Source organism: Lacinutrix sp. YIN62, assembly GCF_057219185.1.
The window spans coordinates 21,837-38,181 of record NZ_JBXVVH010000024.1 but is presented as its reverse complement, the minus strand read 5'-3'; the positions used below and the strand labels follow the sequence as shown (position 1 = coordinate 38,181).

General features: G+C 34.4%; 3 protein-coding genes and 1 pseudogene. 3 read left to right on the top strand and 1 reads right to left on the bottom strand.

What is annotated here, in order from left to right; all coding sequences use genetic code 11:
• The 3 genes and pseudogenes from AC2D8I_RS14100 to AC2D8I_RS14090 form a co-directional block, all read left to right on the top strand.
• A pseudogene (locus tag AC2D8I_RS14100) lies at positions 1-1,134 on the top strand (PorP/SprF family type IX secretion system membrane protein); the annotation flags it as partial.
• Positions 1,135-1,360: 226 nt separating this feature from the next.
• On the top strand, positions 1,361-11,758 hold the full coding sequence (locus AC2D8I_RS14095) for a T9SS type B sorting domain-containing protein (protein WP_484706665.1): 10,398 nt from the start codon (positions 1,361-1,363) through the stop codon (positions 11,756-11,758).
• Between the two features lie 37 nt (positions 11,759-11,795).
• Complete coding sequence (locus AC2D8I_RS14090; RefSeq protein ID WP_484706664.1) at positions 11,796-12,773, top strand: PorP/SprF family type IX secretion system membrane protein; 978 nt, start codon at positions 11,796-11,798, stop codon at positions 12,771-12,773.
• A gap of 399 nt (positions 12,774-13,172) precedes the next feature.
• Here the strand turns inward: AC2D8I_RS14090 and AC2D8I_RS14085 are convergent, their stop codons facing one another.
• Positions 13,173-15,683 carry a T9SS type A sorting domain-containing protein gene (locus AC2D8I_RS14085; RefSeq protein WP_484706663.1) on the bottom strand — a complete coding sequence of 837 codons (2,511 nt, stop codon included), beginning with the start codon at positions 15,681-15,683 and terminating at the stop codon, positions 13,173-13,175.
• Between the last annotated feature and the right edge of the window lie 662 nt (positions 15,684-16,345).

Here is a 16,345-nt window from a genome sequence, read left to right as displayed (position 1 = left end):
GCCGAAGCTGCAAGACTAGCAAAAGAGAAAGCGGATGCTGCTGAAGCGGCGAAACGTGCCGAAGCTGCAAGACTAGCAAAAGAGAAAGCGGATGCTGCTGAAGCGGCGAAACGTGCCGAAGCTGCAAGACTAGCAAAAGAGAAAGCGGATGCTGCTGAAGCGGCGAAACAAGCCGAAGCTGCAAGACTAGCAAAAGCGAAAGCGGATGCTGCCGCAGCGAAACAAGATGAAGCTGAATTAGAAAGAATAGCGCTAAGTGCAACAGACGATATTGCAAAATCATTGAATAATTTAAAGAGATCGACAGAAGGTTCTAAAGATAAACAAGATGAATTGTTGACAAGATTACAAGACGCCATTGATGCTAAAGATGATGAACTTAAAGATTTAAAAGAAGAAAATGATTTAAGTGAGAAAGGAATTTATAAAGCACCTCAAGCGTTTAAAAGTGTAACAGCAGAAAAAAGAAAGTTAAAAGCTCTGGAAACAGAATTAGATAATGTTATTAAAGATCAAAATGAAAAAATAGCAAGATTAGAAAGGTTATATGCAGATCGACTTAAAAAAGTGCCAAATAAAGATGATGAAACGAATAAATATTATCAAAAAAAGATAGAAAAACTAAAAAGAGATCAGATAAAATCAGTAACTTTTAAAAACAATTTAATAGCTAAATTAGAAGAAATTAAAGTCGCAATAGAAATTGAAAGAAAAAGAAGGATAAAACGCGCGGCATACGATAATGAACAAGATAGGTTTGTCCAAAATAAAGTAGCATTAAAGCGAATAAAAGAAACGACGGCATTAAGTCCTGTACCGTTAAAAGCTGAAGATTTTGATTTTGGAGAAGTACAGACAGATAATATCAAGATTTTAAAGAATGTTAAAAATGTAGATAATGGATATTATTTAATTATCGCTGTTCACAGAAACGTTGCAAAAAGAGATGAGTTTTTAAAGAAGGCAGTAGCAGCAGGAGAATCTAATATCGATTTCTTTCATGATGTGAATACAAGTAAATACTATATTTATTATTCGAAATTTAATACAATTGGTGAAGCGAATAACGCAATGAAATCAAAAGGAAATAAGCCATATAACGGTAAAATGTCTATTGTTAAAATTGAAAATTAACAATTAGAAATAAATGAATAAGCCCCATTTTTACAATTCTCTTAGGAGAAATATATAATATAAAATAATTATGAAGAACGAACAGAACCAAAAAGAAGTACATCATTTAACAATGAGAACACTTTTATTAATATAGAAGTTGGTACAAAACAATTAATCCCCAATTCCCATAATACCCTTTTGTAATTCTCTTCGGAGAAATAAGGAATTTTAAAACCTACCTACTATGAAAAATATTACTTTTTCGAGAATCCCTCTTATAGTTTCATTTTTACTATTGAGCATTCAATCTTTTGCTCAAAATTATGCCCCTTTTACCCCTAGATATGATCAGGATTTAAAAGGAGATATCCTTTTAATAGGAAATAATATTTTAGGCCCCAATAATAATCCCTTTAATGATTTAGGGGCTTATAATCATCAGGTTGATATGAGGTATATCGACATAGATGGAGATGCTTCAACATTTAACTCTACAAGCGCAGATTTGGTAATCCCAAATCCAAACTGTTATAATATTGTTTATGCCGGATTGTATTGGGGAGCGGTTACAAAAGGCGATGAAGAAATTACTAATGTTAAGTTTAGAGGCCCTACAGGTGGCTATAACGATATAACAGGAGAAATTATTTATAATGCAAATGGTAATCCTACAGGACAAAGTTTACCCTATTCATGTTATGCTGATGTAACAGCTATTGTAACAGGTTTAGCTAATGATCAAGGAACTTATACGGTTGCAAATGTCTCAACATTAGAAGGAGAAACCAGTACTTTTGATCCTTATAATGGGACAGGGCTTTCTGCTGGGTGGTCTCTTTTTGTGGTTTATGAAGATCCTACACTACCAGGGAAATCTATTACCAGTTTTGATGGTTTTAGTAGTATTAATAGCTCTGTAAATTTAGATATTCCAATTTCAGGTTTTAGAACAATACCTGCGCCAGCACCAGTAAGAGCAAATTTTGCTTTTGCAGCTTTAGAAGGCGATAAACCAATACAAGGGGATCGTTTGCTAATTAATGGTTTTAATATGTCTACAGCAGACCGTCCGGGGACTAATTTTTTTAATAGTTCAGTTACTCAGCTTAGTGCTACACCAGTAAATAATAGAAATCCTAACAGTGCTAATACCTTAGGGTTTGATACAGGGGTTATGGTCGTGCCTAATCCAGGGAATAACGTCATTGCTAACGATGCAACATCGGCAACAGTTCGATTAGAAAGTACAGGGGATCAGTATTTTGAGTATTTTTTCGCGCTAGCAGTTGAAATAATAGAACCAAGCATATTACTTACCAAAATAGTTGAAGATGACGGCGGTACCGATATTGGTGGCCAAAATGTAACATTTGGGCAACCTTTAAATTATGTTATAGGCTTTCAGAACATAGGAAACGATAATGCTACAAGTTTAATCATCAAAGATATTCTTCCTATAAATATTATTTTTAACTACCCTTCTGGATTGGTATTACCGCCAGGTGTTACAGTACTTAGTTATGACCCTGCAACACGAGAAATTATTTTTAGTGTTGAAAATTCTTATGTTGAAGAAGGCGATCCTTATTCCGAAATTAGAATAGAGGTTGAAGTTGTGCCTAGCTGTAATGAATTAAATGATGCTTGCTCCAATATTGTAAATAATCAAGCATTTGCAACTTATCAAGGGGATTATAATCCTAATTTTATTATTTCGGATGACCCTAGTGTTAATAGTAATACAGGCTGTTTATTAAGTCCTCAAGCGACAAATTTTCTTGTCGATATAGACGATTGTACTTTTAGCGAAAGTGAAGTGCTTTGTGGTGCTAGTGTTGATTTAACAGCTGCAGATGGATACGATTTTTACACTTGGTCTACAAGTCCTACAGGAACCCCAGTAATTGGGAATGATCAAACGTTAACAGTAACAGCTGTAGGAACTTATTATGTGCATAATGAAGCGCCAGCTCCTTGTCAATCTATAGATCAGGTATTTACAGTAACTAGTTTTGGTGCTAACGTAACAAACCCTGTGATTCCTTATGCAGATGAAGTTGTTATCTGTCCAAACAACGGTAAAGAGTTACCAAATATTTATTTATGTGGGGCCGATGATTCCCGTTTTATTGAAACGAATTTATCGTCTGTATCTTCTATTATATGGGAAAAGTTAGATGAAGCGAGTTGCCCTATGGTTTCTAATTCCGATTGTGCCAATGAGGACGCCACTTGTACATGGTCGCAAGTCGCAACAGGACTAGATTTTTTAGCAAATGCTGCTGGCCAATATAGATTAACAATTAACTACGATGGCGGTTGTTTCAATCAATTCTTTTTTAATGTTTATCAAAATTTATTAGACCCTACTGCTATAGCAGAAGATATTATCTGTGATACACCAGGACAAATAACGGTAGGTGGTGTACCTTCAGGGTATGAATATAGTTTAGATGGTTCAAACTATCAAGCTAGTAATACTTTCTCTATCAATACTCCTGGTTTCTATACTGTTTACATCAGACAAATAGATGTTCCAACCAATCCTTGTGTATTTACAATTCCAGATCTTCAAATTAGAGCGCGAGACGTTAGCATTTCAACAACTATAGCACAACCACTTTGTAATGGAGATAAAGGGAGTATAATGGTTGCTGTAAATGATGCTGACCCACAATATTACTTTTCAATTTATCAAGGTACAACACTGATAAATAGTGTAGGACCAATCATTGAAAATAATTATACTTTTTCTAACTTAAACCCAGGAAGTTATACTGTAAATGTTGATACAGACGATAGTTGTATTTACACTGAAGATGTAACCATTGTAGAACCACCATTATTAACCGTAACTTCTGCACTTACAGTGCCATTAACATGTACCGATGGTGAGATTACAATTTACCCATTAGGAGGAACGCCGCCATATTTTTATTTTGTAAATGGCGCAACAGATTTTCAAACAGTTCCAGAAATTGTTGTTACTACTGCTGGAGTATATAATGTAACAGTAGTAGATTTTAATAACTGTTCAGCAGAAACATCAATAACAGTAGAAGATAATCCTGCTCCTGTATACACGGTTAGTCAAACGGATATACTATGTTATAATGATAATTCAGGAGAGATTCAATTTAACGTAACAGATACTAATGGGTATACTTTAGAATATAGCATAGATAATGGAGCTACATATACTGTAAGTCCAATATTTTCTAACCTAGGAACTGGTGTTTATGATGTTATAATCAAATATTCATTAGGCGGTTCTGAATGTTTTACAGATGCACAAACGATTACTATAACGCAACCCGATGATGCCTTAACAGCTTCAGCAGGGGTTTCAGAATTAGCAGGTTGTGGCCCAAATGGTGAAGGTTTAATACGAATCACTAACCCCCAAGGCGGAACACCATTTCCTGCACCAAACTTCTACGAATACAGCTTCGATAATCAAGCAACTTGGACGGCTAATAATGAAGCATATTTTACGCCGGGTACTTACACGGTATATATAAGAGATGCTAATGGGTGTATTTACCCTATGACTACAGTTGTATTAGATCCAGAACCAGAATCGCCAACAATAGATTTGAGTGACACAGAATATAATTGTGATGGCTCTGCTAATGCTACGGTTACGGTTACTAACTCTGGAGGCGATTCTTTTAGTTATGAATATCTTTTAGACGGAGTTACTAATACAAATACGGCAGATCCTCAAACATTTTTAAATGTCCCTGTAGGTTCGCATACTATAACTGTAGAATACACTTTAGTAAATGTTCCTACATATAGTAATCTATTATATGAAACATTTGGTTATGGTGATGATACAACTTCACCTGGTATAAATGCTGTTTATTATTGCTTTGAAAGACAGGTGCCTGCAACACAATGTAATGGAAGTATAGCCATTAATGATGGTGATTATTGTGTTACGTCTAATATTGTAAGCCCATTTTCTGCATGGATAAATCCAACAGATCATACTCCGCAAACGACTCCACCAACACCAGATGGAAGATATATGGTTGTTAATATTGGGGCTACGATTCCTCAAACGGAAATTTTATATGAAAAACAGATTAATGATATTATCCCTAATCAACCAATTAATGTAGATTTCTTTGCAATGAATTTACTTAGAATCGGTAATACGCAATTTAATCCTAATTTAAGAGTTGCTTTGGTTGATGCTTCTGGAACAGAAATCTCTTGGTATAATACTGGTGAAATTCCAAAAACAGAAGATTGGGTACATTATCCAACAACTCCAATAACCTTAGATCCGGGTGCCAACACAAGTTTGAAATTTATTGTTAGATCTAATGTACAGCAAACCAGTGGTAATGATGTTGCAATAGACGATATTAGAGTATTTCAACTACCTATAGCTTGTACAACTTCTGTTGATTTCCCTTTTATAGTACCACCAGGAGAAGCTTTTTCAGCCGATATAACAGGAAGCACAGATGTTACTTGTCTTGGCGCTGCAGATGGTACAATTACTATTGCGGCACAAAATTTTGATCCAGCATTAGGATTTCAGTACTCTATTGATAATGGCGGAACTTGGATAACACAACTGACATCGCCTCATACTATTTTAGGATTTGCTGATGGAACACATAACATACAAATACGCTATGATGATGCAGTAGATACCTGTTTTTTTACTTTTACACAAGCGATTGATTCCCCAGCGGCTTTAGCATTAAATGTAAATAATACGCCGGTTACATGTATTGAAGGCGCTACAGTTACAGTTTCCGCAACAGGAGGCACGCAAAATTATACTTTTGAACTTATAGATACGGTAACACCATTTACGGTAATTAATTTTCCTGGAAGTGGAATTTTAACAGATGTTGCCTCAGGAGTTTACACTGTACAAGTAACAGATGCTTTTGGTTGTATGGAATCGACAACTCTTACATTAGATCCGCCAACAGCGCCAGTAGCAATCATAAGTTCAACATCAGATTTTTGCTATGATAGTACGAATGGAGCAACTTTAGAAGTTAGTGTCTCTGCAGGAGAAGCCCCTTTTGAATATAACATAAATGGAGGGCCATTTCAATCTAGTAATATATTTCATACACTAGTACCAGGCAATTATACAATAATTGTGAGAGATGCTTTTGGTTGTACTGTAACATTAGCAACAGAGACTATTGAAGAGCAGTTAACGCTAAGCACTATTTTAACTAAAGACTTAGATTGTACTGTTTCTCCAGATGCCATAATAACAGGAACTATAGCAGGTGGTTATGTACCATATACCTACGAGGTATCTATAAATGGAGGTGCATATGCAGCATTAGGAGCAACAGGAACACCATTTGTTTATTCAACAGCAACAGCAGGAACGTATCAATTTCAAGTAACAGATGCTCAAGGCTGTAGTGTTGAATCCGCTGTGAATACAATTTTACCTATTTCGATGCCAGAAATAATATCGGTAACTCAAATAGAACCGATACTTTGTAATGGAGACACAAATGGCGCAATAGAAATTATAATTGATAATACTGTAGGTACACCAGCTTTAGAAATAAATGTAACTAATGACACGACAGGTGTAGATTATGGAACACAAACGTCTAGTTTACCAGCAGGGACTTATACTATAACATTAACAGATTCAAAATCTTGTACAGATACAGAGACTATTACTTTAACGCAGCCCGATCCTATTTCGGTAATGTATCATACCGTAGATATTACTTGTACTGCAACAGGGGTTTCTCAAGGGTCTGTAATTGTCGATAGTGTTACAGGCGGTACAGCACCATATAACTATTTTGTAACGGGCACAAATAATTATGCGAATTCAGAACTTAATGCTTTAGGAACAACATCGGTTTCTTTTGATGTTATTGATTTTGGATTATATGAAATTAATGTTGTTGATGCTAATGGATGTTCGGTATTAGAACAAAATGTGTTAGTTGCTTCTCCACCAGACGATTTAGATATTACTATCGCACCTGTTGTAGACTGTACTACAGGAGGGCAAGCAGTAGTTAGCGTAGGAACAACCTTGGCAAGTAGCGGTCCTTTTTGGTTTAGTGTATATCAAGGCGCTATTTATCCAAATCCTGCAGGAGCATGGATTCCTGAAGATTCTCCAGGAAGTCAAACGGCTACCTTTACAGGATTAACACCAGGGATACTTTATACCTTTATTGTATATGATGCTTCTACAAATTGTAGTTATTATGAACCCTCAACAACGCCTATACCAACAAATTCAACATTAACGACTAGTGCTGTAAGTTCAAATAACATTACATGTGTAGGAAGTGCAGATGGAAATGTATCTTTTACTGTGAATAGTATTTATGGAACGGCAACCAATATTGATTATGAGATATTTGATTCATTGTCGTTAATCTCTACAGGTGTAAGTGGTTCGGGAACTGTACCTGCAGGAGGTTCCTTATCTGTAAATAACCTTGGTCCGCTACCATTTGGAACTTATTATGTATTAATAAATGAGACCTCAGGATCTAATTCCGGATGTGGAATTGTTACAGCGCCTTTTAATATTACAGAATCTGCGATTCCTTTAAGTTTAACAGCAGCAATAGATCAAAATGCAAACTGTAATCCAAATTCGGGAGTTATTAGTGCAATAGGTCATAATGGAACAATGCCATATCAATATCAAATAACAACCACTCCAGGTGCTCCGCTTGCTACAGATGCAGCATGGGCTTCTAATAGTACATTTAATATGGATGCTGGAAATTATTATGTTCATGTTTTAGATGCTTTTGGATGTATTGTATCTAGCCCTGTACAAGTATTACCAATGGATGCAACTCCTGTAGTGGCAGCAACATTGAATAATCAATGTACGGCAGATGAAGGAACTTTTACAATAGATGTGATATTAACAACAGTTGGTGTTGCGCCTCATAGTTATAGTATTGATGGTGGCGCATTTCAAACTATGGTGGCACCATTCTCTATCTCAAATTTATCATCTGGAAATCATACGATTCAAGTAAACGATGTTAATGGATGTGGCAATGCTGTAAATATAAATATAGAGGCACCATTAGGTTTAACGCCTGGAATAACAGCATTACCAACGTGTGCCGATAATGATGGAGAGATAACGGTAACAGCAGTTGGTGGCTCTGGGACATATTCATATTCTATACTTCCAAATCCAGCTTCAATAAACTTGACAGGGAATGTCTTTTCTGGAGTGCCATCGGGAGCATATACCATAACATTAACTGACGGAGTAACCTTATGTACACAAGATATTGCAGTAACTTTAGATGCTGCAACACCAGTAAACTTTACCCTAGCGACAGAAGATGTAACGTGTAATGGTGGTAATGATGGTGTTATTACAGTAAACTTAGATCCAAGTAATGATAATCCAATATACACTTACGAGATTATAGCACCAATAACAGTAGCTGCTCAAACATCTAATATTTTTACAGGATTAGCTGTAGGAACTTATACTGTGCAAGCAAATTCTGGTAGAGGTTGTTCATCTATTGAAACTATAAATGTAATAGAACCTGCTGTTATTACTGTTCCAGCAGCAACAGTTGCTCAATACATTTGTGATCCAGGTACCAATTCAATGAACTTAGCAACGATTACTGTAACAGGTGTCACCGGAGGTTCTGGAACTTATGTTAACTACGAATTTATAAATAACGGAACGGTAGTTCAGTTTGGTAATGACAATGCATATACAGAATCGGATTTATCTGGAGGTTCTTATACTATAAATGTTTACGATGATCAAGGATGTATTGGAAGCACTCCAGCAGCAATCATTATAGATCCATTTATTGATTTAGACTCTATAAGTGTAACAGTCGATAATGCGATTACGTGTAATAGTCTTGAAGCTGTTACGGTTGCTGTAACAACTACTACAGGTGTTACTCCAGCTAATATACAATACACTATTGAAGATGTAGATGGCGCTATAATAGGTGGCGTTTATAGTCAAACCAATACTACAGGATTATTTACTGGTTTAGATATTGGTAATTATATTATTACTGCTGAAAATATAGATACAGGATGTAGTCTGCAAACCGTACACTTTGTAAACGATCCGAATACTTTTGATCTTACTATAGATGCAGTGGTAGATGTTACTTGTTTTGATGATACCGATGGTAGTGTTGATATAACCTTAATCGATTTGGTTATCTCGCCAACAAATCCGGACCAAGCAGGACCATTTAACTATACCATAGACGATGCTTCAAATAACCAGGTAGCTACGGGAACAACCACAAATGCTGGCCCAATTAATATTACAGGTTTATCAGGAGGAACCTATACTATAAATGCAACGTTAATTAATAGTCCATTTTGTGTAACGAGCAAGAGCTTTACTATAACAGCACCAACAGTCCCGTTATCGGTTACAGCAACAGAAACTTCTAATGTTACCTGTGACGATAATCAGGGAACTATAGTAGCTGTCGCTACAGGAGGTTGGAGTAATGTTTATGAATATGAATTGGTATTAGCAGGTACAGTTATTGCTCCGTATTCGGCTAATGCTACTTTTACAGGTTTAAGTTCTGGGGTCTATACTGTTAATGTAAGAGACACCGAAGGATGTATCGCATTCGATACTGTCACGCTGTCTACGCCTATTCCAATAACTGCAACAGTTAGTGCAAGTACAAATTTATTGTCTTGTTTTGGAGATACAGACGCAGTTATAACGGCAAGTGGTATTACAGGTGGAGAAGGAAATAGCTATACGTATACGCTTAATATGCTTTCACCTGGTGCAACTCAATCTGGTCCACAAACGTCTCCAGTTTTTGAAGGATTAGGATCAGGAACATATTCTGTGACTATAACCGATATTTATAATTGTAGTTTTGATTCTGCAAATGTAATTATAAACGAACCGACTCCAATACAGGCGAGTTTGGTTACCACAACAACGCAAACATGTTTACAGGACGCAACACTTACCTTGAGCGCAACTGGCGGAACAGGACCATATACATATAGCGATAATATTAACTTTACAACAATTTTAGGTTCTTTTAGCACGTCAATAACATTCTCTGTGCCAGTAGGGACTCATTCTTACTATGTTAGAGATAACAATGGCTGTGTAGAAAATATTTCTAATGATATAACGATCGAAGAGTTACCTCCATTGGAGATAATGTTAGATGCTACTAATGCAACGATTAACTGTACAGGAGATGATACAGGTGTAATTGTAGCAACCGCAGAAGGAGGTTTAGGAAATTATGTGTATGTTTTACAAGATACAGATGGGATTTTACCAGACGTACAAAATGACTCAGGGGTATTCACCGATCTTATTGCTGGGGCTTACCAAATAACTGTAAATAGTAATGACTGTTCGGAAATAACAGGAGTCATAGAAATTACAGAGCCAGACGCACCATTATCTGCTCCTTTTACAGTAACTAATGTCACTTGTTTTGGAGAAGAAGATGGATCTGTAGTTATAGCAGCTGAAGGTGGTTCAGGAAATATTCAATATGCGATCTCTCCTCAATTCAACCAGTTTTTCGATACCAACACATTTGAAAACCTTGCTCCTGGTGATTATCAAGTTTTAGTGCAAGATGTTTTAGGATGTCATGTTATTATTGATTTTAGTATAACCCAACCTGATGCTTTGCTTATTAGTTTTGCTTCTGTAAGTAATGAAATTTGTGCTGGCGATGGAAATGGAGAGATAGAAGTAACTGTTTCTGGAGGAACAGCTCCATATAATGTGAGTTTAGATGGACTTGATTATACAGCAGGAACACTCGATCAAGTAGATTTTAATTTTACACAAGTAACAGGAGGTGCACAAACAGTTTATGTGACTGATGGTGCTGGATGTGAATCTAATTTTGGAATATTCTTACCAGAATCAGTATTATTAGATCCCATTCCTATTGTAGAGTATACCTGTGAAAATAACGTTCCTGGTAATATGGTTACGGTAACATTGGATGAAAGTATAACAGATACTACAGGAATATTATACGCTTTAGACGGCGGAGCTTCTCAAGCTAGTAATGTCTTTATGAATGTTGCTATAGGAGTAGGGCATACTGTTGAAGTTACACACCCTAACGGTTGTATAGTAACCAGTGATGCGTTTAACATAATAGGACTCAATCCAGTTAGTCTTACTTTAATAGATGGTGCATTAAACGAAATTGTTGCAATAGCCAATGGTGGATCAGGAGTGTACGAGTATACTGTTAATGGTGTTTCGCAAGGTAATAATAGTACATTCACTATCATTGAATCAGGAACTTATACTGTAATCATTACAGATAGTAATGGTTGTCAAGCTGAAGCAACTAAGCAATTAGAGTTTGTAGATGTTTGTATTCCAAATTATTTCACCCCAAATGATGATGGTATTACAGATGGATGGGCGCCTGGTTGTGCCGACAATTATAAGGATTTAGAGGTCTCTATTTTTGATCGATATGGTCGTAAGGTTGCTACTTTACGTCTAGGAGAATATTGGGATGGTAAATTCAATGGAATTGAATTGCCTACTGGAGATTATTGGTACGTTGTACAGCTTAATGACCCCATAAATGATGGCGAATTTGTAGGTCATTTCACCCTCTATAGATAGCAGTAGCCAGTAATTATTTAAAATTAAAATCATTCAAATGAAAAACCCTACATTATATTTCCTCCTATTGGTTATGACCATTAATAGTTACGGACAAGAATTGAATTTACCTGTTTTTACTCAATATTTGGCAGATAATAATTTTGTAATTTCTCCAACATATGCTGGTATAGGTGATAATTTTAGGATTAGGGCCAATGGGTTAACACAATGGGTTGGTATTAAAGGAGCACCAGATAATCAAGCCTTGTATGCAGATCTTAGAATTGCTAACCGTACAGGTGTTGGACTATCTTTATATAACGATAGAAACGGGAATACGGTACAAAAAGGAATTAAATTCTCATTTGCACAACATTTAGTTTTAGATTATCCCTCAAAACAATATTTATCTTTTGGGTTATCCTATAATATAAATAGTTTTAGGATCGAGATTAATAATTTTGAATCTACTTTTGATACCCCAATTGTAGACCCCAATATAACTAACGATAGATCTGTATCTAATAATAACTTTGATGTAAGTGCTTTGTATCGAAAAGCTGGTTTCTATTTAAGTTTTAATGCGAGTAACGTCTTAGCAAAAGATATAGATAAGTTTACGGGAATAGAGCCCAACTTACTTCTAAACTATCAAATCTATACAGGATATATCATAAAAAGTGGGAGTAATAAAAATGTAGAATTTGAACCCTCGGTGTTTTATCAAATGTTCAATAGCGATAGGCGTTCTAGTATCGATGCAAATTTTAAATATAGAAAATATGGTAAGAACGATAATTATTATTGGATAGGAGCTTCTGTACGCGTGCTTACCGATCAAATTGTTAAACCTTTAAATGTTGGACCAATGATTGGAGGTAAGAAATCTGATTTTTATTTCGCTTATTCTTATCAAATAACAATGAATGATTTATCAGGGTTTAATTCTGGTACACACTCTATAACTGTTGGACTAGACTTTTTACAAGGTTTAGGAAATTGTCCTTGTACAAAAACAAGAGTGGTTAATTAATTGTTAATAAAAATAAAAAATAAGCTTCACTTTTTGTGAAGCTTATTTTTTATTAAAGAGATTTTAGCCGAGTGTATTACTTCAACAGGATGTTGACAACTAAGTGTTTTGTTTAATTTTGCTACTTTAAAACGGCGTAAAGTCATTCTTTTTTAGGTGTAATACTAAGTTTGGCGTATCCATTTGTTTTTTGTTCTATGTACAGTTTTGATGATTTCAATTAATTCTTTTATCCTTGTATTTTGATCCTAAACAACAATGTTTTTTAGTTAAAATTAAAATGTTGTATTGATAAATTGTAGTAAAATTCTGTGTCCAATATTCTATTCGTTTACTACTAAGAGGCGTTTATAGTAGGTTATTTTTTTCTTCTATTTGTTATTTTACTCTCGTTTTAATTTAGTTGAAAACGAGCTTTCCAATATGCGTTTCACCATTATGAGAAATTTTATATATATATAGGCCTTTTGAATAATTTGATGCATTCAACTTATAAGACTTGTCATTAATGTTCTTTGAAAATATTCGTCTCCCGTTTATGTCATATATTTTCAATTCTATTGGCCATATTTTAAAGTCGAAAACGACAAAATCATTAGTAGGGTTTGGATAAGCTTTTACAAAATTTTGTAGTTTAGTAACTGTTGTCGATTTTTCATTTTCAATTAAATCATTTGCTTTATAGTTTAGTAAATTAGATAATAACCAAGGATAACCTAATGAAGGATTAGTATCCTTAAATATAGCGTTAACCGATTCCCATACATGTGTTCTTAAATTACCGTTGCAATTATTATAGTTATAAAACGCAGTTAAATCATCATAAGTATCTCCACCAAAATTCCCTGCAAGGATTCTCCCTGTTATTTTGTTTGCTGAATATCCTTCTTCATGTATCCACGATGTATAAGGACCATTTCCAATATAACCATTACCAGCGTTATTAGTGCGCCATTTATGAATACGAGTATGCCCATTACCATAATCATAAAAAGCAGCTATATCATCATAATCATTATCACTAAAGTTTCCAGCAATCACTCTACCTGTTATCCTATGTGCTTGGTAATTTTGTTCAGCAATCCATGATGTATAGGGACCATTACCAATATAACCTGTTCCAGTACTATTAGTTCGCCATTTATGTATACGAGTATGACCATCATTATAATCATAAAAAGCGACGATATCATCATAGTTATTATCCCCAAAGTTTCCTGCTAAAACACGTCCTGTTATTCTATCTGGTTGATATCCAGTGTTTTTTTTCCAGAAAGTAGCAGGGTTTTCAAAAGAATTTGAATGTTCTTCTTTTTTCCATATATGAAGAGCTAAACTGGTATGCCCGTAACGATAAAAGGCTGCAATATCATCTTTATCATCTCCTGTAAAATTTCCAGCTACAATTCTTTCTGTTACATTATTTGCACCATAGGTAGATGTTGAAGATGTCCACCATGTCTCTTTTGTAAATGTACTAGAATCAGGATTAGATATCCAAACACTCATTTGCGAAGTCCCTGTACTACCTCCATAATTTGTACTAGTATCTTCAAGAGCTGCGATATCATCTCTACCATCTCCATTAAAATCTCCAGAAATTACTCGTCCTCTAATTTTATCTATATTAAAATTAGAAGAATTCCACGAACCATTCTCTCCTAAAAAAGTAAATGCTTTGTTTTCTGTGCCATGCCATACTAATAACTTTGACATGTCACTATCATCTTTATAAAATGAAGCTATATCATCTTTGCCATCATTATTAAAATCTCCAGAAATAGTCAAACCTGTCATTATCTCTGCATTAAAACCTAACCAATACGGGTCGTTAGGTCTTAAAGAATCAGATAAATAATTCTCACTAATAGTATTAAGGTTATTTTCAACTAAGCAATCATAGGCTACATGAACAGGGGAGTCACTATCTAGATCAAAAATATAATTATTTTTTATGATATTATGATAATTATCTTCACATTCAGGATGGTTTGGTTTTGCTTTGTATGATAATGATATTCCTTTATTTCTTGCTTTTAGAGCGATATTATCAATAGTGATATTTGCATAATCAGGTAAAACAATGTTTTCAAAATCTTCAAGCTGAATTAAATTTTGTATCACCTTGTTGTTTTGATAGTTGTTATGCCAAAAATGTATAGGTGTAAAAGCAGGTTCATTTATAGTGTTATTTTTAACAATTGTATGTTTAGCAAAATCGGAAATATATATACCGTGGGCTACAGAATTATTTTTAAGAGCCATAGTATTCATTTTATTATTAGAGATTTCATTATAATTGCTAGTAAGATTAGAATTACTATTCCATTCATTTATAAGAACTCCAACCCATATAGTGCCTCCCCCATCTTGAAAATATTCAGTCACTCCGCTATTGGATCTTTCAAGCAATGGTCTTTGAATACAATTAGCACCTCTGAATTCACAATACTTAACCGAACAATGATTAGTATTAAAAAGGGCAATAGCTTCAGTTGCGTTATCAAATATGATATTTCTTATATGTACATAATTAACATTCTTAAAGTTTAAAAAAGAACCAAAACAAGCATTAGTTCTATAAACTGTAGCTCTATCACAAGGGTCTGCTGATTTAATATAAATAGGGTGTTCAGCAGATCCTGATTTATTCCATTCTACCCAATTATTGTTATTATCCCCAGGCAGTATGTTAAATCCATTGTTTATTAAAAGTATATTGTATGTCGTAGCACCTGGCATCGTAATTAAATCTTGAGCTCTTTTTAATGATAGTGCTGGATCATTTATTGTTCCAGCTCCAGTGTCGTTATTATTAGGATCACCTCCGGAGACATAAATATTAACTTCTTGTGCAATTAGCACATTACATATGAGCAAACTCATTAATAAATAGATATTTTTTTTCATTATTTTTTTAACGCATTAAAACACTCTAAGTTCAAGAAAAAATTGCAACATAAATATTAAAATCTACTGACTTTAACAGCAATAGTTTTAAGGTTAATATTTATATTCGTCTTGAATGAAATATTATAAATAATTGATCTTAAAACAAAGGTATCAAATTAAATATCTCTTACAATTGGGATTTACACAAATAAAAAATAGCTTCTATTATTGGTATACATGTAAGTACTATACAAAGAAGGTAACTAAAGTGTAATTTCGTATAAAGATAAAGAATATATGACTGTTACGTTTTGTAAATAACTAATTTGTAGATGCGAAATAATAGATGATAAAGTATTCCCAACCGAAACTCTTAGGCAGCAAGTATTGTTGTTAAGGTATCAGAAGTGGTACTCAGAACTTATTACAAAAAGGAAAGGTCTTAAATAGAGAATATAATGTTAGTCATGAAACCATATATATGGATATGGGAGTCTAAGTAAAAAAAAGCAGGAGTAGAATTTGATTTAATGATGGAAAATAGTTTACTTATCATTATGAAATAGATTAGATTTTGATTTATCAAGGTTTAATTCCGGTACATATTCTACAACTGTAGAACTAGACTTTTTGCAAGGTTTAGGAAATTGCCCTTGTACAAAAACAAGAGTGGTTAATTA